General features: G+C 73.9%; 13 protein-coding genes. 7 read left to right on the forward strand and 6 right to left on the reverse strand.

Going from position 1 to position 23884, the window contains the following annotated elements:
• The first annotated feature begins 75 nt into the window (after positions 1–75).
• From QMZ92_RS12210 to glgP, 6 genes are all read left to right on the forward strand, one after another.
• Positions 76–1953, forward strand: coding sequence for a hypothetical protein (locus tag QMZ92_RS12210; RefSeq protein WP_283297334.1), 1878 nt, complete (start codon positions 76–78; stop codon positions 1951–1953).
• 98 nt (positions 1954–2051) lie between these two features.
• Entirely contained in the window at positions 2052–3479 is a 1428-nt protein-coding gene (locus tag QMZ92_RS12215; RefSeq protein WP_283297335.1) for a hypothetical protein, read from the forward strand.
• 37 nt (positions 3480–3516) lie between these two features.
• Positions 3517–6120: a hypothetical protein gene (locus tag QMZ92_RS12220; protein WP_283297336.1), complete on the forward strand. Its 2604-nt coding sequence runs from the start codon at positions 3517–3519 to the stop codon at positions 6118–6120.
• Between the two features lie 221 nt (positions 6121–6341).
• Entirely contained in the window at positions 6342–7949 is a 1608-nt protein-coding gene (locus QMZ92_RS12225) for a vWA domain-containing protein (RefSeq protein WP_283297337.1), read from the forward strand.
• A 98-nt stretch (positions 7950–8047) separates the two neighbouring features.
• The gene (locus QMZ92_RS12230; RefSeq protein WP_283297338.1) at positions 8048–10018 is read left to right on the forward strand and encodes a serine/threonine-protein kinase; all 1971 of its coding nucleotides are present in this window, start codon (positions 8048–8050) and stop codon (positions 10016–10018) included.
• Between the two features lie 249 nt (positions 10019–10267).
• Positions 10268–12844 (forward strand): alpha-glucan family phosphorylase, encoded by a 2577-nt coding sequence (glgP, locus tag QMZ92_RS12235; protein ID WP_283297340.1) that lies wholly within the window; start codon positions 10268–10270, stop codon positions 12842–12844.
• Positions 12845–12993: 149 nt separating this feature from the next.
• On the opposite strand, the gene QMZ92_RS12240 is transcribed toward glgP, so the two are convergent.
• The 4 genes from QMZ92_RS12240 to QMZ92_RS12255 all read right to left on the reverse strand — a co-directional run bounded on the left by QMZ92_RS12240 (position 12994) and on the right by QMZ92_RS12255 (position 18921).
• Positions 12994–15021: a M4 family metallopeptidase gene (locus QMZ92_RS12240; RefSeq protein WP_283297342.1), complete on the reverse strand. Its 2028-nt coding sequence runs from the start codon at positions 15019–15021 to the stop codon at positions 12994–12996.
• A gap of 566 nt (positions 15022–15587) precedes the next feature.
• Entirely contained in the window at positions 15588–16859 is a 1272-nt protein-coding gene (locus tag QMZ92_RS12245) for a YVTN family beta-propeller repeat protein (protein WP_283297344.1), read from the reverse strand.
• 359 nt (positions 16860–17218) lie between these two features.
• Entirely contained in the window at positions 17219–18154 is a 936-nt protein-coding gene (locus QMZ92_RS12250) for an NADP-dependent oxidoreductase (RefSeq protein WP_283297346.1), read from the reverse strand.
• Between the two features lie 125 nt (positions 18155–18279).
• Positions 18280–18921 carry a DsbA family oxidoreductase gene (locus QMZ92_RS12255; protein WP_283297347.1) on the reverse strand — a complete coding sequence of 214 codons (642 nt, stop codon included), beginning with the start codon at positions 18919–18921 and terminating at the stop codon, positions 18280–18282.
• A 149-nt stretch (positions 18922–19070) separates the two neighbouring features.
• Here QMZ92_RS12255 and QMZ92_RS12260 point away from each other — a divergent pair, with 149 nt between their 5' ends.
• A complete protein-coding gene (locus QMZ92_RS12260; protein WP_283297348.1) occupies positions 19071–19709 on the forward strand; it encodes a TetR/AcrR family transcriptional regulator in 639 nt (212 codons plus the stop codon).
• A 303-nt stretch (positions 19710–20012) separates the two neighbouring features.
• On the opposite strand, the gene QMZ92_RS12265 is transcribed toward QMZ92_RS12260, so the two are convergent.
• Both QMZ92_RS12265 and QMZ92_RS12270 read right to left on the reverse strand, forming a co-directional pair.
• Complete coding sequence (locus QMZ92_RS12265; RefSeq protein WP_283297350.1) at positions 20013–22025, reverse strand: ABC transporter ATP-binding protein; 2013 nt, start codon at positions 22023–22025, stop codon at positions 20013–20015.
• Positions 22022–23884, reverse strand: a complete 1863-nt coding sequence (locus QMZ92_RS12270) for an ABC transporter ATP-binding protein (RefSeq protein WP_283297351.1) — start codon at positions 23882–23884, stop codon at positions 22022–22024. Before QMZ92_RS12270 ends, QMZ92_RS12265 begins: the two co-directional genes overlap by 4 nt.

Genomic DNA, 23884 nt, shown 5'->3' on the forward strand with positions numbered 1-23884 from the left:
GAACCACGTGCGAAACACCGCGGTGGCCGGCCGTTCCCAGCACACGCCGGCGACCGCATCGGGGGGTGGGGGACAGTGCACCCGGACCACGCGGCAACCGGCCTCGACGACGAACTCCGCGCCGCGCTCCGCGCCGCCGACGTCCTGGAGGGCGGACCCGCGTCGCGCGCCGGCCGTCAGGGCGCCGAGGCACCGCCGGCCCCGGACCACCGCCGAGTGGCCCACCTGGTACCCGGCACCGACACCCCCTCCGCGCCCCGCGCATGGAAGCGTGCCTGGCGCGACGTCCTCGCCGGGGAGAGCGCCCGCACCACCCGGTCGGGCCTCGGCTGGGCGCTCACCTCCCTCGCCGGCGGGCGGTTCGCCGCGCTGGACGTCCTGGAGATCGGCTGCGAGCGGCTGCGGCTGAGCCGGGTGGCCTACGGCGGTGACGGCCGCGGCCCCGCGGCCCGGCCGCTCGCCGACTCGGCCTGGGGCGACCTCACGGCCGGAGCCACCGACCACCCGTGCTCCCCGGCCCTGCCCGCCGAACGGCTGCGCCGGCTCTTCCTCCTCGCCGGAGGAACGGGCCCCGCCGCCGCGGACGTCACGGGCTCCCTCGGCAGGGCACTGCGGACCTTCGTGCGCGGGACCCCGCTCGGCGCGGACCCGCTCCTGGTCGTCGTCCGGGCCGCCGGCTGGCGGCCCGTCGAGCAGGCGGCCGACGTCCTGTGCCCGGAGGCCGCCCCGGTCCTGCGGCTGCGCCTGCCCGCGCACTGGCCCGCCGACCCCGGCGACCTCACCGACGCGCTCCCGCTGCGTCGCGCCCTCTGGCTGGCCGCCGCCGACATCGACGGCACGTCGGGCACGGTCGGACTCGTACGCCGCCCGCTCTTCCCGGCCGGCAGCCGCACCGGCGACCCGGTCGGCGGCGACCCCGGAGCCGTCGTACGGGTCCCGGTCGCCGCGCCGCCGGACGGAGCCACCACGGGGGCGAGCGCCGCCGTCGTCGTCTCCGCCGACCCCGGCGAACCACCCGCGCGATGGCGCCCGGTGCGGGCCGACCGCATCGAACTCCCACCCGGTTCACGCGCGGCGCTCCACTACCGGCTGCGCGGGCCCGACCGGGTCGACCTCGCGTACGACGGACACCACGAACCGGAGACCGCGCCCTGGGCGGCCCTGGCGCACACCACGCCCCGGAGGCTTTCCCGGCCCCGCCCCGTGGACCTCGTACTCGCCGTGGAGGTCGCCGGCCCTCAGGCGGGCGGCGGCACGGCCGTCGAGGAACGCCTGCAGGAAGCGGCGGCGGTCGTGGCCGCCGTACGGCACGCCGTGGGCGGCGGCGACACGCTCCGCGTCGGGCTGATCGGCTACCGCGACCACGCCCCGCTCGACCGCCCGAACGACAGCGACCCCATCGTCCACCGGCTCGGCATGACCACCGCACAGAACGCCGAGCGTGCGCTTGCGGGCTGGCACCACAGCGCGCTGCGGCACGACTTCGCCACCGGGCTGGAGCACGTACCGCACGAACTCGCCGCCCGCCGGCACCTGTGGCGGCCGGACAGCCACCGGGTGCTCCTCGTGGTCGGCTCCCGGCCGCCGCACCCGCGCGCCGCACCCCCGCAGGTGCTGCGGCGCAGCGCCGCGGTGCGCATCTGTCCCGACCGGGTCGAGTGGGAGGCCGCGCTGTACGACGCCCGTCACTACGACGGCGTCTCCTGCGTGGCGGTGGTGGACGAGCCCGCGTGGATGGACCACCTCGAGGGTGAACCCCATCTCGCGCGATGGGCCGACCGGGCGTGGGACCTCTTCGGCGCCGACGGCCGGTTCACCGCGGGCCACGACCCGCACCGCGTCGCCTCCGCCGTGACGGCACCGGCGCTCTGCCTCCCCGAGGACGGCGCCCCCATCCGCCTGGTCGTCCCCGACGGCGCGAGCGGGGAGTGGCTGCACGAGGCGGCCGGCTGAGGACCGCGGCAACGCACCGCGCGCCCGTCGGGCGCACGGATCGGACAACGACCGTGCGGCGGACGTCTCGCCGCCGCCACGACAGGGGGAGCACCACCATGCCCGAGGACGACAAGCGCCCCGAGAGCACACCGAAAGACGGCAAGCAGGACCGCAGGAGGGACGACCGGGCCGCGGAGGGGCCGTTCGCCGTCTGGGACCCGTCCACACTGGTCGGGGGCCGCGCCGCACTGCCGCCGGTACCCCCGCCTGCCCGGCCCGCAGCGCCGAACGGCAACGCGCCCGGGGGCCCGGCCGCCCCCGTGCCTCCGGGGACCCGCGAGGAGAAGGCACGGACGCCCGGCGCACCGCCGGCGGACGCCGGCGGGCCGGCCGAGCCCGGCAGCTTCGCGGAGAGGTTCGGCGGCCCCGAGGTCCTCGACAAGTCCGCCAGGCCCACCAGGACCGACAAGCCGGAGAAGCCCGCGAAGCCCGAGCGGAAGACGGCCGCCGCCGACAAGGCGGTCCCCAGGGACGAGGAGCGCAGGGAACCCGAGGGCCCCGCCTCGGCACCGGAATCGACCATCACGCTCTGGGGCGGCATGGGCAGCGGGAAGTCCACTCTGCTGGCGGCGCTGTCCCGGGCGGTGCAGGACCCCATGTACGGCAGGTGGAGCATGTGGCCGGAGGACCACGCGTCCAAGAAGTTCCTCAGCGATCTCGCACACATCCTCTACCGCGACCGCACGTTCCCGATGGCGACGCTGACCGAGCAGCGCCCGGTGCGCTTCACGCTCGCCGGGGACCTCACCGGGACCCGGTTCTCCCGCACCGGCCGCAGGCGCTGGCGGCCCGGCGCCGACCGCGGCCGCGATCTGACGGAGTTCAAGGTCACCCTCCGCGACCTGCCCGGGGAGGCGTTCGACCTGCACTCGCAGACCGGCGCGGCCCTCGGCGGCAAGCTCGTCAAGGACCTCGGGGCCTCGCGCGCCATGGTCTACGTCGTGGACCCGGTCCGCGAGTGGCAGGTCAACGGTGACGACGGCCCGGTCGGCGACGACGCTCGGCAGAACGCGGACTTCTTCACCGACGTCCTCGCCGGGGTCGCCACCGAGGTCAACATGCGCGGCGAACGACAGGGCAATCTGCTGCCGCACAGCATCGCCGTCTGCCTGGCGAAGTTCGACGACGACCGCGTCTTCCGCTTCGCCTGCGAACAGGGCAACGTCCGGCTCAACCCGCGCACCGGCCAGCCCGAGGTGGTGGACGCCAAGCGCCTGTTCGACGGGCTCTGCCAGGCATTCCCGCACGGCAGCCTGCGCGAGATCAAGCAGCAGATCGAGCTGTTCTTCGCCCCCGAGCGCGTCGGGTACTTCGTGTGCTCCGCCGTCGGCTTCTGGGTCGACCCCGAGCGGGGCTTCGACTTCGAGAACCCCTCCCTGGTGAACCCCGTGGACGACGCCGTCCGCTTCGTCGCACCGCCCCAACCCGTCAACATCCTCGAACCCTTCCTCTTCCTGCGGGGCGTCGGCCCGCAGCAGTCCTGACCCGGCACCCGAGAAGCGCACGAGAGGAGAACCCGCCATGGCACCGGGACTGACGGCCGACTGGGCCCTGTGGGGCAAGGAACCCCACACCAACAGCGGCTACAGGGTGCTGGCCGCCTGCCCGCCGGACCGGAGCGCCGACTTCAACGGCGACATCCACCACTGGTCGCCCGGCACCCCCGCGCCCGGGGACCGGCTGCCGTGGATCACCATCGGGCCGTGCACCGCACCGAACGGGACCCCGACGGTGGGCGTCTTCCTCCTCGAAGGCACCGACGCCGTCGACCGGACGAACCGTCCGATCTGCCGGATCAGCCACTTCGCCGTACCCGCGGCCGAGGTCGACGGCCTCGCCCTCGGCTGGTGCGGGCTGGCCAGGGCCGCGCTGGACGCCGCGCCGCGGCTCGTGGGGGCGGGCGCCGCACCGGTCCGGTTGCCCGTCACGGCGGGCGGGCGGCTCGTGACCCAGGTGACCGCACACGTCGGGCCCAGCGTGACCGAGGCCGTCCACTGGCTGGCGGCGGCCGCCGGACACCTGCTGGACGGCAAGGTGGTGGTGACGGGGGGCCGCATGTACGACCCGCTCGTGCTGCTGGACGTCCTCGACTGCGTCGCGGCCATGCTGCCCTTCGGAATGCGCCGCACCCTCTCGGCCGCCACCTGGGTCTCCTCGGGGTCCGAGGTCCCCATGCGCCTGTACTGGGGAGTCCCCGACGAGGCTCCGGGCGTCGTCAGCCTGGCCTGGGGCGGGGAGCTCCCGGACGTCGGCGGACTGTCCGCCGACGCGCGCTCCTACCGCGACCTGCTGATCGAGGCGTGGGCCCGGCACGGGAGCGAGGTGGTCCTGGGACATCTGGCGGACGCCCGCGAACCGATGGACATCGACGGCCTGGACGCGCACGGGGAAGCCCTCCGGGTGCTCGGCGACCTCGACCCGGCGCTCGCCGTCGCACAGGAGGTCCGCGCGGGGCGGGAGGTGGAGGGCGACCGCATCGACGCGGCCCTCCGGCACCCGCTGGCCGACCCCCGTTCCGTCACCGTCCTCTCCGGGCAGAAGCTGGCGGGCCACTCCACCGACATGGCCCCCCTCGCCCGCCACCTGAAGCACCACGAGGTCTCGGCGGCCTTCCGCGACCAGCTCGTCGACGATCTGCTGAACGACGAGCCGGAACGGGCCCGGGTCCGGTTCGAGACCGCGCGCGCCGCCACCTCCGGCACGAAGGAGGACCTGGAGCCCCTCGACCAGGTCCTGGCGTTCGTCATCGGCGAGGTGCGGGGCCGGAAGGGGTCGGAGGCCCCCGACCCCGTCGTGGAACAACTCCTGCCCGCCGTGGCGCCGTTCGCCGAGGGCACCATGGCCTTCACCCAGTCCCTGCTGCTGGGTACCGCCGGCCTCGCAGGCCGCCTCGTCCACGCCCTCTGCTCCGGACCCGACCCCGCAGCGGACGTCCTGGCCTGGCTCCGGTGGCTCGGCGACGGATCCCCGCCCCGGGCCGCGGGCAGCGCCGAACTCACCCCGCTGTACGGACTGCTGGAGTCCGGGCACGGCACGCCCTCCCGGAAATGGACCACCGCGCACCCGGAGGCCGCCGTACGACTGCTCGGGGCGGCCGCGGCGTGCGGGCGCGCGGAGTACCTGCTCCAGGAGGAGTTCTTCCAGCGCCTCGTCCACTGCGCCTTCCTCAAGACCCCGTCCGACCCCTTCGAGGAGCCGCCCCACCTCCTGCTCACCCGGGCGCTGACCCACCCCCCGCAGGCCGTGCGACCGGAGACAGCCGCCCGCTGGGACGTGCTCTGCGCTCTCACAGGACTTCCGCCCCTGGCCCTCCTCGCCCTGGCCGAGGCCCCGGAGAAGCCCGGCTCCGGCGGCCTCGGCCCCCGCCTCGACGGCTATGTCTCGACGCTGTGCGCCGAGCTGGAGTCGCACACCGTGCGGAGGAACGCCACGCTCGTGGTCCAGACGCTGCTGAAGTGGGTCCTGGAGGTCGATCCGCAGACCGGCGAGGGTCCCGGGCGCGCCGGCCGGGAACTGACGACGCGTCTGCTCGACCGGCACGGCCCGCACGTCCAGGTCGTCGCGGACGCCGTCCGGCTGCTGACCGAGGACCCCGACTGGCACGAGACCGAGCTGGACGAGCAGTGGCTGAACCGCCTCGCGGGCCGACTGCCCCAACTGTCGACGGCCCTGACGCTCCGCGTCGTGCACCGCACCGCCCTACGGGCCGAGGACAGCCCCGAGGACCTCGACGAACTCGCGGCGCAGCTCTACGCGGCCCGCCGGGCCGGAGCCGGCACCGACCAGCTCTGCGCCCCCCTGCAGTCCTGGGCCGCACGGGAACGCACCGGCCACCGCGTCCTGGCGATCCTCACCTCGTACCGCCTGGCCTGGGAGCCCTACACCGGCGTGGGTCGGGCACTGGAGGAGACCCAGGAGCTGGAACTCGCCTTCGCCCGGGGCGGCCGGGATCCCCGGATCTGGCAGCACTACCGCGACCACGCCATCCGGCAACTGACCGCGGAACGGACCGGGATCGAGCAGGAGATCCGGGGCCTCCGGCACAAGCAGCAGAGGACGGAGCAGGAGATCGCCCGGCTGCGGGAACTCGGGGCCACGGCCGCCGCTTTCCCCACCCGCTCGTAACCCCCGCCCCGCGCCCGCAACGACCGCCCGCCCGCGGCAACCGCCGTACCCGCACGAAAAACGCCCCGCCCCACCGGTTCGCAGCACCCGCCGCGCCGGCACGCAGTGCCCGCAACACCGCGCACCCCGCCGTACCCACCACCGTCCCACCGGCCGCTCCCGGTCCCGGCGCGACGCCGGGCTCCGAGGCCCGTTCCACGCACGTCACAGGGGGACCCCTCATGCACACCGTCCACGCAACGGCGCGCCGCGCCCTGCCTCTCGCCCTCGGCATCACGCTGGCCGCGTCCGGCGCACCGGCGGCCGCCGCCGCTCCAGCCGCCGACACCCCGCTACCGCGCGAGGGCATCTACCGTTCGCTGAAGGTCGACGAGGTGCCGGCCGCGTACGTCGTCCTCATCGACACCTCCAGCTCCATGCAGGACCGCGGCCCCGACGGCGCACCGCTCTACGCCACCGTCAAACGGCGGCTGGACGCCTTCCTCAGGACCCTCACCTCCGCCGACGAGGTCGCGGTCGTCACCTTCGGCCGGGCCACGAGCGTCATCCACCCCATGTCCCCGGTGAAGGCGAAGGGCGGCGGCGGCCTCTTCGCCAAGGGGCTCCCGGCCACCGCCACGGAGTCGGCCAGCGACCACGGATCCGCGCTGGAGGCCGCCGCCGAGCAGCTCAACCGCAGCACGGCCCCGGTCGGGGCGGTGCTCCTGCTCACCGACGGCGCCGTCAACGCGCCGGGCAGCCCGTACGAGCGTCAGGGCACTCCGGCGTGGAAGCGCCTCAAGGAGCGCTACTCGGCGATGGGGACCAACCGGAAGATCGTCGGCTACGGTGTGCCGCTCGCCGAGGGCACCCGCGTCGGCGAGGTCCTCGGCGGAGCGTTCGGCGCCCCGCGCATCCTGCCCGTGGACCCCGCGGCGCTGGGCACACAGCTCGGCGTCGCCAAGGACCAGGTGCGCGCGGAGAAGGCCGTGAGCGTCCTCCGGGCGGACGAGGGGAAGGGGGTGGCCGTCTCCGTCGAGGGGGAAGGGGTGCGCCGGCCCGGGCCCGGTGCGATCACCCTGGCCACCGGGGACCGTACGGGCACCCGCTCCAGGACCGTGCGCGTCACGCTGTCGTCCGAGGCCCGGTACGTCCCGCTGCGGGTCGCCCTGCGGGCGGCCGCCGAGCGAGGCGGTCCGGACGTGGACGTCAGCGGTGCGGGGCGGGCCGTGGACCTGGCTCCGGGGCAGAGCCGTACGGTCGAGCTGACGCTGGCGTGGAACCAGGACCCGGAGTTCGCCCTGATCCCGGGAGCCCGGGACTTCCGCGCCGGGCTGGACCTCCGGGCCGAGGTCTCCTCGCCGTGGACGCCCGCCGTCCGCAGCTCGCTGGGGTACGCGAAGTTCGCCACGGGTGGCCCGTCCGTCACGGACGTGGACCTCGTCGGGACCGTCCCCGGACGGGCCCCGGGCTGGTTCTACCCGCTGGTGCTGGTCGTCGCCCTGCTCGGAGGGGCGGCCGGGTGGCGTGCGTACAAGCGCCGCCGTCCCACGCTGTCCGGCGCGCTGACCGTGACCGACCTGCGGACCGGTAGCCGCCAGACGTTGGCGCTGCGCGGCCGGGAGGTCAGCGAAGAGACGGACGCGGGCGACGTACGGGCCCGGATCACCGTCCGCGGACGCCACGAGGGCGGCCGGCTCGTGCTCGTCCTGCGGTGCGACCGCGAGGCCCCGCGACCGGGCGGGGAGCGGCTGCGCGACAGCGGTACGTGCGAACTCGGCAAGTCGACCGTGCTGTGCGGCATCGGGTTCTCGCACGAGACCGGGAGCCAGGCCGTCGTCACGCAGTGATCCGGATGCGGCTCCGGGCGCCCTTCCGCGCGACGTGCTCCCGGGAGTCCGTGCCGTTCCCCCCACCCGCACCAACCGCCCGAGGAGAGGACCCCGTCATGGTGAAGCCGCTGGACCCGGCCGTCGACCCGCCCGAGGCCGCGGGGTTCCGGCTGCTCGGCAGACTGGGCACGGGCGGGTTCGGCACCGTCTACCTCGGCCGTCAGTCGGCCGAGGAGCGGGGCCTCGACACCCTCGGGGCCGTGAAGCTGCTGAAGTCCGAATTCACCGAGGACGCCCAGCACCTGCAGCGCTTCCATCAGGAGAGCAAGGCGCTCGACCGCTGCAAGGGCGCCCGCATCCCCGAGTTGCTCGTCTTCGACTTCGGCGCGGGACGGCAGCCCACCCTGGCGACGCGCTTCATCCCCGGCCTCTCGCTCTACCGCATCCTGGAGTCGCACGGGGGCGCACTGCCCCGCGACACGGTGCACTCCGTGGCCGCCGAGCTCGTCGACACCCTGAGCACCGCGCACGGCAAGGGCCTTCTGCACCGGGACCTGCACCCCGGCAACGTGCTGATGACCCAGGACGGGCCCTGGGTCATCGACTTCGGGCTGACCCGCATCCGGGGCCAGCGGGTGACGGTGAGCCTGGACACCGTCATCGGCCATCCGCACTTCTGCGCGCCCGAGCAGATCATGGGCCTGGCGAAGACGGTGAACGCGACCGACGTCTTCGGGATCGGCGCGATCGTGCTGTACGGGCTGACCGGGCATCCGCCGTACACCGGGGAGCGGGACGCCCGCGCGATGCTGCTGCGTCGGGTGTCGGGCACCGCGCCCGATCTGTCGGGGCTGCCGGACGACCGGGCGGGGCGCCTGATCCGCGCCTGTCTGGCGGAGGACCCGGCCGACCGCCCGACCCTCGCCGAGGTCGCCGAGGGCTTCGGCGAACCGGGCACCCTCAGGCTCCCGGGCGACGTCGCGCGGACTCTGGCGCAGTACAGGTCCGAGCTGAGGGCACTGCTCACGGGCGCCGGCAACGGCGCCGACCTCACCGTGCCGTTCCGCGCCGGCCGGCGCAACTGGAGTGCCGGCGCGGGGGAATGGCCGCACCAGGTCGTGTCCACCGGCCACGGCAGTGTCGTGACCGCGGACGGCGGCGGCGACGTGCGCTGGCTCGACGCGGCGAGCGGTCGGGAACAGGCCCGGCTCCGGGACTTCGCACCCCCCGTCCAGCTGTGCGCCGAGGGCGCCCTGCTGCTGGTGTGCGACTCCGCGGGCCGGCTGGAGTCCTGGGACACCCGAGCCCGCACCCTCTGGTGGTCCGTCCCCGCCGGGAGCCTTCCGCACGCGCGGGTGGTGCTGCGCGGGCAGAGCGTGTTCCTCGGCGACGGGACGGGCCGGATCCACCACTTCGACGCCGTCACCCGCCGGGTCTGGTGGCGTACCGAACCGCTCTCGGACTCCTGCGGCGGCCCGGCGGAGCCCGTCGCGGCAGGTCCCCGGCACGTCTACCTCTCGGCCGGGCAAGGCCGCGAACTGCTCGCGCTCGACGACGAGGAGGGACGCGCGTGCTGGGACCGCGCCGTGCGGTTCCCCGCGCCCGTGCCGGCGGCGCCGCTGGCGCTGGACGACGGCGTCGTGGTCGCCGACGGCGACGGCGGACTGCGCTGCCTGGCCGCGGCCGACGGCGGCACACTGTGGGAGACCCGACTCGGCGCACCGGTGGTCGCCCCGCCCGTACGGGCCGCCGACACGGTGATCGTCGGGGACACGGCGGGCATCGTGCACTGCCACAGCACCAAGACCGGCGAGGAGGTCTGGCGCGCCCAGTACGCGGACGGCGAGGAGTTCTTCTCGCTGTGCGCCGACGGAACCGCGGTCTACGCGGGCGGCTGGCACGGCCGGCTGCATCTGCTGGACGCGGCGGACGGCTCCTCCCTCCAGAGTTTCGACCTGGGCGGCCAGATCCTGGCCACCGCCCACGCCCCGGACGTCCGCACCGTCTACGCGGCCGCTTCCCACGGCAGTCTGCACGCGCTCCCGGCGGCCGCCGGCGGCGCGGCGGACGGAACCCGCGCGCCGTAGCCCCGGCCGTCGCCGGTCCGGGACGCGCACCGTGGCCGGTGCCGGCGCGACCGCCCCGTCCGGTCCCGTACGAACCCCTGTTCGCGGCGCGGGACGCGGCACGGCCCGGGATCCGCCGATGGAGGCACGGCTCGATGCGCCCTCCTCGCGCCGTGGTTGAGCCGGGCGGCGCGCCGTTACGGTCGAGAGGTCGGACGGGCGCACAGCGTCGTGCGTCCCCGGATGAACCCCGTTTCGAAGGTGGGACCTGTGAAGGCCATTCGTCGATTCACCGTCCGCCCCGTACTCCCCGAACCCCTCGCCCCGCTCAGCGAGCTGGCCCGCAACCTGCGCTGGTCGTGGCACGCGCCGACGCGGGAGCTGTTCCGCAGCGCGGACCCGTCCGGCTGGCGGGCGTCCGGCGGCGACCCGGTGCGGCTGCTCGGGTCGGTGACCGCGAGCCGGCTCGCCGAACTCGCCACCGACCCGGAGTTCCTGTTCCGCGTCTCGGAGTCCGCCGGCGACCTGGACGCCTATCTGCGCGGGCGGCGGTGGTACCAGGAGCAGTCCGGCGACGGCGCGCCCCTGCCCGCCGCCGTCGCCTACTTCTCGCCGGAGTTCGGCATCACCGCGGCGCTGCCGCAGTACTCGGGCGGTCTGGGCATACTCGCCGGCGACCATCTGAAGGCCGCCAGCGACCTGGGGGTCCCGCTGATCGGCGTCGGGCTGCTCTACCGGCACGGCTACTTCCGCCAGTCGCTGTCCCGCGACGGCTGGCAGCAGGAGCACTACCCCGTCCTCGATCCCGACGAGCTTCCGCTGACCCTGCTCCGCGAGGCCGCCGGCAGCCCCGCCCAGGTGTCCCTCGACCTGCCGGGCGGCCGCTCCCTGCGGGCCCGGATCTGGCAGGCGCAGGTGGGCCGCGTACCGCTGCTGCTGCTGGACTCGGACGTGGAGGACAACGCGCCGGGGGAGCGGGACGTCACCGACCGGCTGTACGGCGGCGGCAGCGAGCACCGGCTGCTGCAGGAGGTGCTTCTGGGCATCGGCGGGGTCCGCGCCGTCCGCGCGTACTGCCGGCTCACCGGACATCCCGAGCCCGAGGTCTTCCACACCAACGAGGGCCACGCCGGCTTCCAGGGGCTGGAGCGGATCCGGGAGCTGCTGACGTACGGTCTCGACTTCGACGCCGCGCTGGAGGCGGTCAGGGCCGGGACGGTGTTCACCACCCACACCCCCGTCCCGGCCGGTATCGACCGCTTCGACCGCGAGCTGGTGGCCCGTCACTTCGGCGAGGACGGCGAACTGCCCGGCGTCGACGCGGGACGGGTGCTGGGGCTGGGCACGGAGAGCTACCCGGGCGGTGAGCCGGACGTGTTCAACATGGCGGTGATGGGGCTGCGCCTCGCGCAGCGCGCCAACGGCGTCTCCACGCTGCACGGCGCCGTGAGCCGGGAGATGTTCCGCGGTCTGTGGCCGGGCTTCGACACGTCGGAGGTCCCGATCACCTCGGTCACCAACGGGGTGCACGCCCCGACCTGGGTGGCCCCGGAGGTGCTCGCCCTCGGCGACGACGTCGCGGCGACCCCGGACGCCGATCTCTGGGAGCTGCGCCGGGCGCTCCGGGAGCAACTCGTGCACGAGGTGCGTGGGCGGCTGCACGCATCCTGGCGCCAGCGCGGCTCCGGCACGGCGGAACTGGGCTGGATCGACGGGGTGCTGGACCCGGACGTGCTCACCATCGGGTTCGCCCGCCGGGTACCCGCGTACAAGCGGCTCACCCTCATGTTGCGCGACCGGGAGCGGTTGACGGAGCTGCTGCTGCACCCCGAGCGGCCGGTGCAGATCGTCGTCGCCGGCAAGGCGCACCCCGCCGACGACGGTGGGAAGCGGCTGATCCAGGAACTGGTGCGGTTCGCGGACGACCCGCGGGTCCGGCACCGGATCGTCTTCCTGCCCGACTACGGCATGGCGATGGCACGGCGGCTGCTGCCGGGCTGCGACGTGTGGCTGAACAATCCGCTTCGGCCGCTGGAGGCCTGCGGCACCAGCGGGATGAAGGCCGCGCTCAACGGGTGCCTCAATCTTTCGGTGCTCGACGGCTGGTGGGACGAGTGGTACGAGCCGGACTTCGGCTGGGCCGTGCCCACGGCCGACGGCACCGCCGCGCACGACCAGGACCGCCGCGACGACCTGGAGGCCGCCGCGCTGTACGGGCTGGTCGAGGAGCGCATCGCGCCGTTGTTCTACGACCGGGGCGCGGACGGGGTCCCCGCCCGCTGGACGGAGATGGTCCGGCGCACGCTCACCGCCCTGGGCCCGAAGGTGCTGGCGGACCGGATGGTCCGCGAGTACGTGGACCGGCTCTACGCCCCCGCCGCCCGGGCCCACCGGCTGCTCGCCCTGGACACCGGCGCGGCCGCCGAACTGGCCGCCTGGAAGGCTCGGGTGCGCGCGGCCTGGCCCGGCGTCTCGGTCGGCCACGTCGAGGCGGGCGCGGACACGGGCGCGGCGGAGCTCGGTTCGACGCTGGCCCTGCGCGTGTGCGTCACCCTCGGCGCGCTCCGGCCCGAGGACGTCGAGGTGCAGGCCGTCGCGGGCCGGGTCGACTCGGACGACGCGATCGCCGATCCCCAGACCTTCCCGCTGAAGCCGACCGCCGGCGGTCCCGGCACGGCCGGGCTGTGGATCTACGAGGGCCCGCTCGCCCTCGACCGCACCGGCCCGTTCGGCTACACGGTCCGGGTGCTGCCCGCACACCCGCTGCTGCCGCACGGGGCGGATCCCGGTCTGGTGGCGTGGCCGATCGAGGTGACGGGGGAGGGCGCGGGGGTGCTGATGCGCTGAAGTCGGGGCGGCTCGTGCGGTCGGACCGGTGCCGGCGCGCGTCTCCGTCCGTGCCCGACGGTTTCCCCGCGCGGGACCGCCCGGGGGAGCGGGAGCTCCCCCGGGCGGTCCGGACGGTGCCGACCGCGGGCCCGACGGGCCCCCGGTGCTTACGGGAACGTCAGCTTGACGTTGCTGATGTAGCCGGTGTCGTAGCGGGCGACGTCCTGGACCCGCAGGTTCCAGGTGCCGTTGGCCACCTCGCTGGAGGCGTTCACGGTGTACGTGGCGATGACGTTGTCCGCGGAGTCGCTGCCGCTGGAGTTCTTCAGGCGGTACGCGGTGCCGTCCGGTGCCAGCAGGTCGATGACGAGGTCACCGCGCCAGGTGTGCTTGATGTCGACGTCGACCTTGAGGTTCGACGGGGCGTTGCCGGCGATGCCGGTGACCGCGACCGGGGAGCTGACCGTGCCGAGGTCCGGGATGTTCACGTCGCCGGTGTTCTCGAAGACCTTGCCGGGTCCGGGCTCGCCGCCGGGCCGGGAGCCGACGTTGATGCCGGCCCAGGCGTCGGTCACGGCCTTGACCTCGGCGCTGTTCGCGCCGTACAGCTCCGTGGCGACCGCGAGCGTGCCGGTGCGGGCGCCCGCGTAGTTGGTGGTCGAGTTGAACTTCGTGGTGAGCGCCTTGAACCAGATCAGCGACGCCTTGTCGCGGCCGATGCCGGTGACCGGCAGACCGTCCGAGGTCGGGGAGTCGTAGTTCACGCCGTTGACGGTCTTCGCGCCGCTGCCCTCGGAGAGCAGGTAGTACCAGTGGTTCGCCGGGCCCGAGGAGTAGTGCACGTCGATCCCGCCGATGCCCGAGTACCAGGCGTCCTTGGACCTGCCGTCCTTGCTCGGCTTGTCCATGTAGCGCAGCGGGGTGCCGTTGCCGTTGATGTCGATCTTCTCGCCGACGAGGTAGTCGCCCACGTCCTGGGCGTTGCCGGCGTGGAATTCGACGGCGGCGGCGAAGATGTCGGACGTCGCCTCGTTGAGGCCGCCGGACTCGCCGCTGTAGATGAGCCTGGCCGTGTTGGAGGTGACGCCGTGCGTCATCTCGTGCGCGGCCACGTCGATCGACGTCAGAGGCTTGGCGTTGCCCGCGCCGTCGCCGTAGGTCATGCAGAAGCAGCTGTCCTGCCAGAACGCGTTGATGTAGTTGTTGCCGTAGTGGACCCGGGAGTACGCGCCGACGCCGTCGCCCCGGATACCGGAACGGCCGTGCACGTTCTTGTAGTAGTCCCAGGTCAGCGCCGCGCCGTAGTGTGCGTCTGCGCCGGCGGTCTCGGCGTTCTGCGGGGTGCCGTTGCCCCAGGTGTCGTCGGGGCCGGAGAACAGGGTGCCGGCTCCGGACGTGCCGCGGTTGAGGTTGTTGGTCTTGTGGTTGCCGCGGGTGGTGTCGGTCAGGGTGTATGACGGCGCGGTGCCCAGCGTCACCTGCCCGCTGTACATCGTGTTGCCCGTGCCCTCGTGGACCGCCTGCCACTCGTACAGCTTCGCACCGGTGGTGGCGTCGGTGACGACGTGCAGCTCGTTGGGGGTGCCGTCGTGCTGCAGACCGCCGACGACGGTCTCGTAGGCGAGCGTCGGTTCGCCCTGTGCCATCCAGACCACCTTGCGCGGGGCGCGGTCGGCGGCGGTGTCCTTCGAGCCCTCGGCGCGTGCGGCGGCTACGGCCTGGCGCTCGGCGGCGGCGGGGGCGACGTCGGCGCTGGTGTCGACGTTCTTCAGCGCGGCCGTTGACGCCTTGCTGACGGACTCGGTCCGTCCGGCCTTCGTCTCGGCGACCACCAGGTCGCCGCCGAGCACGGGCAGGCCCGCGTAGGTGCGCTCGTAGCGGGTGTGTGTGGTGCCGTCCCGGTCCTGGACGACATCGCGCACGACGAGCTTCTCCTGAGCACCGAGGCCGAGTTCGGCCGCGGTCGCCGCCTTGGTGGCGTTGGCCTCGCGGAGCAGCTCCGCCCGCTGGGCGGGGGAGAGCTGCGCGGGCAGTGCGCCGGGGTCGGCCCCGGAGGCGGACTGCTGCTTCGGGGCGATCGGCGCGGCGTCGGGGGCCGCGGCGGCGGAGCCGGACTGGACGCCGACGGCCAGGAGGGCTGCGACTGCGAGCAGAGCGCCGGTCGCGGACGCGCGACGGCTGGGCGTGGGTCTCACGCGAACTCCTTCTGCGAGGGGGGTCGAGGGCGGCTGGGTGGGCCGCCCGGCAGAGCTGAGGAGCATGCAGTGCGTGGATCGGTGGAAGCGTCGCAGGAGTGGACGTCTCCTGTCAGGAGCGCGTCAAGAGAATGGCCGGATTGCGTCCGTTGAGTGAAAGGCAGTGTTCGTTAAGCGGACGTTTCGCCAGGCGTTCCGCCGGCGTCGTCCGGTGGCTGTGTCAGGCGGAACCCGAGGGTGCCGCAGGGAAGCGGACTGAAGACATCCGATTCAGGGACGGCGGAGGGCAGAGGGTACGTGCCACCCGTCGGGCGGGCACCCGTACCTGGCTCGTTTCCTGCCGTGCGACCGTTCCGCCCCCTCGTCCGGTGCCGGTCCGCGGCGTCATACAGCACGACCGCCTCCGTCCGTGCCGGTGCCCCCGGCGAGGGCGGGAACCGTTCGGGGATTGTCTGAAAAGGCGTCAGCTGTACGGCCCAGCGGGATGCGCCGAGCGGTAGCGGCCGCTGGGTGGGTGCGTTCGCCGGGCGCGCGGTCGGCGAGCCGCCCGGTGGGCGCTTCGGCGGTCAGGACCGCCAGGGGCGGCCCCGTGCGGACGGGCTGCGGGCGGCGGTGTCAGGGGCGGGCGGAGGCGGCGCGCCGTACGGTCGCTCAGTCGGGCGTGGTCCCGGCGGGAGACGGACGGCGAATCCACCGGACGACCGGGTGGACCGGATGCGCGACCGCCGTCCGCCCGGAACACCGGTGACGCGGCAGGCCGTGCCCGGTCGACCCGGGGGAGGGGCGTTCCGTCCGGACCGTCGGAACGTCCCCTTCGTCGCCGGGCTGATCGCGACCCCCGTCGGCCCGTCGCCGACCTCGACGGTGCCGACGACCCGGTCGCGGCGGGTGGAGATCACCGACACCTCGTCGTCCGCGAAGTCGGTGACGTACACCCGCGAGCCGTCCGGGGTGACGGCGATCCCGTTGGGCTCCCGACCCACGGGCACGGTGTCCACGACCTCGTCCCGGTGGGTGTCGATGACGGACACGTCGCCGCTGACCGTGTTGGCGACGTACACGCGGCGGCCGTCGGGAAGCACGGTCACCCCCGCCGGCCCTTCGCCCACCGCGACGGTGGCGACGACCTCCTCCCGACGGGTGTCGACGACGGACACGTCGCCGGAGGTGAGGTTGGTGACGTACACGCGGGAACCGCTCGGAGCGACCGCCAGGGCGGTCGGCCCCTCCCCCACGGGCACGGTGCCGACGACCCGGTGGCGGTGGGTGCCGACGACCCACACCTCGTTCGAGCCGGCGCTCGCGACGTAGAGCCGGGAACCGTCCGGCAGGAACGCGAGACCCAGCGGGGCGTCGCCCACGTCGACGGTGTCGACGACCCTGTTGCGGCGGGTGTCGATGACGGAGACGTCGTCGGACGCGACGTTGGCGACGTAGGCGCGGCGGCCGTCGGGGGAGACGGCCACCCTGCTCGGCTCGTCGCCCACCGGCACCGTGTCCACGACTTCGCGGCGGCGGGTGTCGACCACGGACACCGTGTCCGCTCCGGAGTCGGTGACGTAGGCCCGTGAACCGTCCGGAGCGACCGCGACGCTGTCGGGCCCGCTGCCGACCGGGACCGTGTCCACGACGCCACCCGTGCGGGTGTCGATCACCGAGACCGAGTCGGAGTGGAGTTCGGCCACATAGGCGAGGGCTCGGTGGTGTGGCCCGCCATCCGGCCGGAGCGCACCGGCGCGCTCCGCCGGTGCCTCGTGGGCACCGGACGGCGGGGCGGGCACCACCAGTCCCGCAAGCACCACGGACACCAGTGCCGCACGCAGTCCGGAACCTGGCACGGGGACCTCCCACAGGAACTGCCGACGCCCCGTCAGGGGCGGGGCGGAGCCGGAACGGGTACACGGCTGCGGCGTCCGGAACCGGGTGGCCGGGTGAGCCCGGACCGGTCACCCGGACGCGGCCCGACGACCCATCCCGTGCTGCCGCGTGGCCGGCCCGCCGGCCTCTCCCGCGCGTCCGGTGCGTTCCGCCGTGACCGAGCCGCGATCACGCTATTCCCCGTCGGGAGCGCCCCCGCGGGGACACGCGCCGGGCTCGTCCCGTGGCGTGGGCGGAGTCCGCCGAACAGGCCATCAGGTCCCGTGGGGAGGCCCGAGCACACCCGCGCTCGGCAGCCTCCGCGAGGGGGCGCGCGGTATCAGGCGCGGACACCTATGACGGTCTTGCCGCGAGCGCCGCCTCGCTCCACCTTCTGCAGGGCCTCGGATGCCTCGTCGAGCGGGAAGACCGTCTCGACGATCGGCCGGAGCTGCGCGGACCCCACCAGGCCGGCGAGACGGGCCAGCTGCTCACCGTCCGGGCGCATGAAGAAGCTGCGGGCCTCGACGTTCCACTGGGCCTTCTTGGCCTCCGCGTCCGCGATGGGGACGATCGAGACGAGCGTGCCGCCGGCCTTGAGCACGCCGAACGACCGCTCCTGGGTCTCGCCGCCGATGGTGTCCAGGACGACGTCGATGTCGGAGACGACCTGGTCGAACTCCTCGGCCCGGTAGTCGATCACCCGGTCGGCGCCAAGCTCGCGGACCAGTTCCGCGCTGTCGGCGCCGGCGGTGGCCACGACCTCGGCACCGAGCTGCTTGGCGATCTGGACGGCGGCGGAGCCCACGCCGCCGGCTGCGCCGTGAACGAGCACGCGGGTCCCGGCCCGTACGTCGGCCTGCTCGGTCAGGGCCTGCAGCGCGGTGAGCGCGACGAGGGGCAGCGAAGCGGCCTCCTCGAAGCTCAGGGCGGACGGCTTGGCGGCGACCAGGGACTGGTCCACGGCCGCGTACTCGGCGAAGGCGCCGCCCACGCGGGGGTCGACGCGCGAGAAGACCTCGTCGCCCACCGCGAAGCGGGTGACCTCGGCGCCGACCTCGGTCACCACACCGGCGAGCTCGTTGCCGATGACCATCGGCCGGGTGGGGTCACCCGCGCTCAGGAAACCCTTGACGATCAGATGGTCCACCGGGTTGACGCCTGCCGCGCGGACCTCGATGAGCACGTCGCGGGGGCCGACGACGGGGACGGGTACATCGGTGACCCGCACGACGTCGCGGACCTGGCCGTACTGGTCGATGACTGCTGCCTTCATGGGAAGCTCCTTGATCAAGTCTGTACCGGGCCGCCGAGCAGCCTGGCTGTGTACGAGGGGCGGGGGTGGGGGTGTGCATGCGGCGCGGTGCGCGCGGCTGTGTACCGAGGTGGTGTGCGGTGGGATCAGGAGGCGGCGGCGGAGCTGCCGTCGGCCGCGGCCCTCTCCAGGGCTCCGAGCAGGACCTCGGGGCTCTGGGCGCCCTCGATCACCAAGGTGCCGTCGATGACGAAGGTGGGGACCGCCGTGACGCCGAGCGCGGCGGCTTCGGAAAGCTCGGCGCGGACTTCGCCGGCTCCCTCGGACGAGGTGAGGAATGCCAGCGCCGCGGCGCGGTCGAGGCCGGCCGCCTCGGCGAGGCCCGCGAGAGCCTCCCGGTCGCCGAGGTCGCCGCCATCGGTGAAGTAGTGCGCCAGCAGTCGCTCCTTCACCTCGGCCTGGCGTCCGTGCCGCCGCGCGAACCAGAGCAGCCGGTGCGCCTGCAAGGTGTTGGTGGCCAGGGCCTCGGTCATCCGGAACGTGATCCCTTCGGCGGCTGCGGCACTGGTCAGCGGGCCGAATATGGTCGCAGCGGGGCGACCGAACTTGCGCTCGTAGACGTTCGCGGAGGGCTCCGCCGTCTCGGAGGCCGCAGGGTCGAGCTGGAACGGCCGATAGACGACGTCGACGCCCGCCGCCCCCGGGAAGGCGGCCAGGGCCTTCTCGAAGCGGCGCTTGCCGATGTAGCACCACGGACACACCAGGTCCGAATAGATCTCGACCTTCACGACGCTCGCTCCTGACGTTTCTGCCTCACGGGTGGGCGCGGCTCCGCTTCGAGAATTACGGACCGCTCGTTCCATAACGCTAGCCCATTTTGGAACGGGCGGTCAAATACATGCGGCCCCGGCCGCCGCCCTTCGCTACCGTGGGGTTCATGGCGAGACCGCGCACGTTCGACGAAGAAGCGATCCTGGACCGGGCGATGATCCTGTTCTGGCGCAAGGGCTACGAGGCGACCGCGATGAGCGACCTCGTGGCGGAGCTCGGGCTGGGCCGCGGATCGATCTACGCCGCGTTCGGCGACAAGCACCAGCTGTTCGTCCGGGCCCTCGGCCGCTACCTGGACCGCCAGACCCGCCTGCTCGACACCGCGCTCGACGACCAGGGGCCCGCGCTCTCCCGACTGCGGGACGTCCTGGGCCGACTCCTCGCCGCCGACGCGGCTTCCGGCAGCGCCGGGTGCTTCAGCGTCAACAGCATCGCCGAACTGCTCCCGCACGACGAGGAGGTCGCGAAGCTGGCCCGGCACAACCTCCAGCACGCCGAGGATGCTTTCACGGCGCAGCTGGAGCGGGCCGCGCGGGACGGCGAGCTCGCTCCGGCCGTCAGCCCGCGGCAGGGCGCGCGGCTGCTGCTCGACCTGGTCCAGGGGCTGCAGATCATGCGCAAGGTCGATCCCGCTCCAGCCCGCTCCGAAGCCTGCCTGGACTCCGCCTTCGCCCTCCTGCGCCGGCCGTTGGACACCGCCTCGGCACCCGGCGGCGTCCCGGTCACGGCCTCGACGGTTCCGTAGCCCTCCCAGCGGTGTTGTCACGTCGTCGTCGGCACGACTCCGCAGGCGGGGTGGCCGCGGTCGGTGGCGATGATCGGCAGCGCGGTGCCGGCGGCGGTGCTGTGCGCCGTATCGACACCCTGGGACCCCCGTGCGTACGACGGGCACCGCCCGAGCTCCGTATCGTGATGACGGAGACGGTGCGGAGCGAGGAGCGGCACACCCGGGGAAGGCCGAGACAGGCCGCACGGAGATCGCTGCTGAACGCTGTCATCGGTCATCTGTCATCGCCAACGAAGTCGCGGATCCCGGACCGTCGTGCCGTCAGACCAGGCTCTCCCGCCATGCCCGGTGCAGTCCCGCGAAGCGGCCCGTGCCGTCGATGAGGGAGGACGGGCTGCCGTCCTCGACGATGCGGCCGTGCTCCATCACCAGGACCCGGTCGGCGATCTCCACCGTCGACAGGCGGTGGGCGATGACGATCGCCGTACGCCCGCGCAGCACCGTGTCCATGGCCCGCTGCACCGCGCGCTCGCCGGGGATGTCCAGCGAGCTGGTCGCCTCGTCCAGGATCAGCACCGCAGGGTCGGCCAGCAGCGCCCGGGCGAAGGCGACGAGCTGGCGCTGGCCCGCCGAGATCCGGCCACCGCGCTTGCGCACGTCGGTGTCGTAGCCCTCCGGCAGACCGCTGATGAAGTCGTGTGCGCCGATGTCCTTCGCGGCCTGCTCGATCTCCTCGCGCGTCGCGTCCGGCCGGCCGATGGCGATGTTCTCGGCGACCGTGCCGGAGAACAGGAACGCCTCCTGGGTCACCATCACGACCCCGCGCCGCAGTTCGGGCGCCGGCAGATCGCGCAGATCGGTCCCGTCGAGCAGGACCCGCCCGTCCGTCGGGTCGTAGAACCGAGCCAGCAACTTCGCCAGGGTGGACTTCCCCGCGCCGGTCGAACCGACGACGGCGACGGTCTGACCGGCGGGGATCGTCAGATCGAAGCGAGGCAGTACCTCTCCGCCGGTGCGGTAGGCGAAGCGGACGCCGTCGAAGACCACCCCGCGGCCGGGACCGGAGGCACCGGCTCGCTCCGGCAGCGCCACAGGACGGGCGGGCTCCGGCACGGAAGGCGTCTGGGCGAGCAGGCCCGCGATCTTCTGCAGCGACGCGGCAGCCGACTCGTACGAGTTGAGGAACATGCCGAGCCGGTCGATCGGGTCGTACAGCCGCCGCAGGTAGAGAACCGCGGCCGCCAGCACACCCAGCGCCAGCGTCCCCTCGGTCACCCGGTACGCGCCCCACAGCACGATGCCCGCCACCGCGGTGTTGGCCACCAGCCGGGAGCCCACCACGTAGCGGGCCATCTCCAGCAGCGAGTCCCCGTTGCTGCGTGCGTGCCGGTCGTTCAGCGCGCCGAAGCGCTCGTCGTTCGCCCGCTCCCGGCGGAAGGCGCGCACCGGCCGGATGCCGTTCATCGTCTCCGCGAACTTCACGATGACGGAGGCGATGGCGGTGGACCGCTCGGCGAACACCACCGCGGCGCGGCGCCGGTAGAGCCGCACCAGCAGGTAGAGCGGGACGAAGCTGAGCACGGCGAGACCGCCGATGCCGAGGTCGAGCCACAGCAGCATCGCCGAGATGTAGACGAACGACAGGACCACGGCGAGCAGTTCCTGCAGCCCCTCGCTGAGGAGTTCGCGGAGCGACTCGACGTCGGTCGTGGAACGGGAGATCAGCCGGCCCGAGGTGTAGCGCTCGTGGAAGTCCAGACTCAGCGCCTGGGCGTGCCGGAAGATCCGGCCGCGCAGATCCAGCAGGGCGTCCTGGTTGACCCCGGCCGACGCGCGGATGAAGGCGTACTGGAACACGCCCGACCCGATCGCGCACACCGCGTACCCGGTGCCGACCACGACCAGCGGACCATGGTCGCCGTCCCGCAGCGCGGGCACCCCCCTGTCGATGGCGAACGCGACGAGCAGCGGGCCGGCCTGCGCAGCGGCCTGCTGGAGCAGCAGCAGCACGGCGGCGACGACGACCCGGCCCCGGAGGGGAGCCAGCAGGGACCGCAGCAGTGCGCCGGTGGCGCCCTCGGGAGCGGGCAGCGCGTCCCGGTCGAAGGGGTCGCCGCCCGCGTCCGTGCCCTCGGGGCCGGCGCCTTCCCGGCCCGTGCCCTCCTCGTCCGGGACCGCCGCGTCAGGACCGCCCGAACCCGCGCCCCGGGAGGCCGCGTCCCGAGGGCCTGTGCCTTGCGCTTCCGGGCCCGATGCCCCTGGGCCCTTCGAAGCGGCGCCGGCCGTGGCGTCCCCGGCGTCCGGCTGTGGCGTCGTGGCCGTCGATGGGGTCATCGGTCTCGCTCCTCGGCATGAGTGCCCGACATCAGCCAGGCGTACTCGACGTTGTCCCGCAGCAGTTCGTGGTGGGTGCCGACGGCCGCGACCCGGCCCTCGGACAGCAGCGCCACCCGGTCGGCGAGCAGCACCGTGGACGGGCGGTGCGCCACGACCAGGGCGGTGGTGTGGTCGAGGACCCGGCGCAGCGCGGCCTCCACGAGTGCCTCCGTGTGCACGTCGAGTGCCGACAGCGGGTCGTCGAGCACGAGGAACCGCGGCTTCCCGACGACCGCCCTGGCGAGAGCGAGCCGCTGCCGCTGGCCACCCGAGAGGCTGAGGCCCTGCTCGCCGACCTGGGTTCCGGAGCCCTGCGGCAGCGTGTCCACGAATCCCGCCTGGGCCACGTCCAGCGCGCGCCGGACCTCCTCGTCACCGGCGTGCTCCGCGCCCATCCGCACGTTCTCCCCGACGCTCGCCGAGAAGAGGGTCGGTTCCTCGAACGCCATCGACACCAGGGTGCGCAGCTCCTCGCGCGGCATGGCGGCGATGTCCCGCCCGTCCAGCGTGATGCGCCCGGCGGTCACCTCGTACAGCCTGGGCACGAGAGCGGTCAGCGTCGTCTTGCCGCTGCCCGTGCCGCCGACGAGGGCCATGGTCTCACCGGGCCGGACGTGCAGTTCGATGTCCCTCAGCACCGGTTCCGCGTCCTCGGACGCGTCGGGGTAGCGGAAGCGGACGCCCTCGAACCGCAGGCCGCCCTCCTCGGAGGCGGCCCGCTCCGGTCTCCGCCGGGGTGCGGCGACGGACGGCGGACGTGCGGGCGGGGCGGTCCCGTACCGGCGCGCCTCCCCCCGCACGGTCTCCCGCTCCTCGTCCCGTTCCTCCTCGGCGTCCAGGACCTCGAAGTAGCGGTCCGTCGCCGTCGCCGCCTCCTGGCTCATGGCGAGCAGGAAGCCCATCGCGTCCACCGGCCAGCGCAGCGCGAGCGCCGTCGAGAGGAACGCGACGAGCGTGCCGGCCGACAGGGCGCCGTCCGCGACCTGCATCGTGCCGAGCACCAGCGTGGCGCCGATCGCCAGCTCCGGGACGGTCATGATGACGCCGAAGATTCCCGCCAGCAGCCGGGCCTTGACCAGCTCGGTCCCGCGCAGCCGCTGGGACAGCGCCCGGAAGGCCGCCGCCTGGCTGCGGTGGCGGCCGAAGCCTTTGATGATGCGGATGCCGAGGACGCTCTCCTCGACGACGGTCGTCAGATCGCCCACCTGGTCCTGTGCCGTCCGTGCCACCGACGAGTAGCGCGCCTCGAACCGGGCGATGACGAACACCAGCGGGGCGACCGGGGCCAGCAGCACCAGACCCAGCGTCCACTGCTGGGCCAGCAGGATGCCCGCGCCGACGACGATGGTCACGCCGTTGACGAGCAGGAACGTCAGCGGGAAGGCCAGGAACATCCGCACGAGCATCAGATCCGTCGTTCCGCGCGACAGCAGCTGCCCCGACGCCCACCGGTCGTGGAACGCCACGGGCAGCCGCTGGAGGTGCCGGAAGAGATCGGCCCGCATCGCCGCCTCCACCCCGGCCAGCGGACGGGCCACCAGCCAGCGGCGGAAGCCGAACAGCACCGCCTCCGCGACCCCGAGCAGCAGCAGGTAGAGCGCCCCGAGCCACACCCCGCCCACGTCCCGGCCGGCGACGGGTCCGTCCACCATCCACTTCAGGACGAGGGGGATCACGAGGCTCAGACAGGAGGCGACGACCGCGACGAACGCCGCCGTGAACAGCCGGGTTCTGACCGGGCGCACGTACGGCCACAGCCGCAGCAGGGAGCGGACGGTGGACCGGTCGGGCCGGGGCTCTTCAGCTGTGGTGGACAT

It is taken from the genome of Streptomyces sp. HNM0645, from assembly GCF_030056615.1.
Classification (GTDB): domain Bacteria; phylum Actinomycetota; class Actinomycetes; order Streptomycetales; family Streptomycetaceae; genus Streptomyces; species Streptomyces marianii.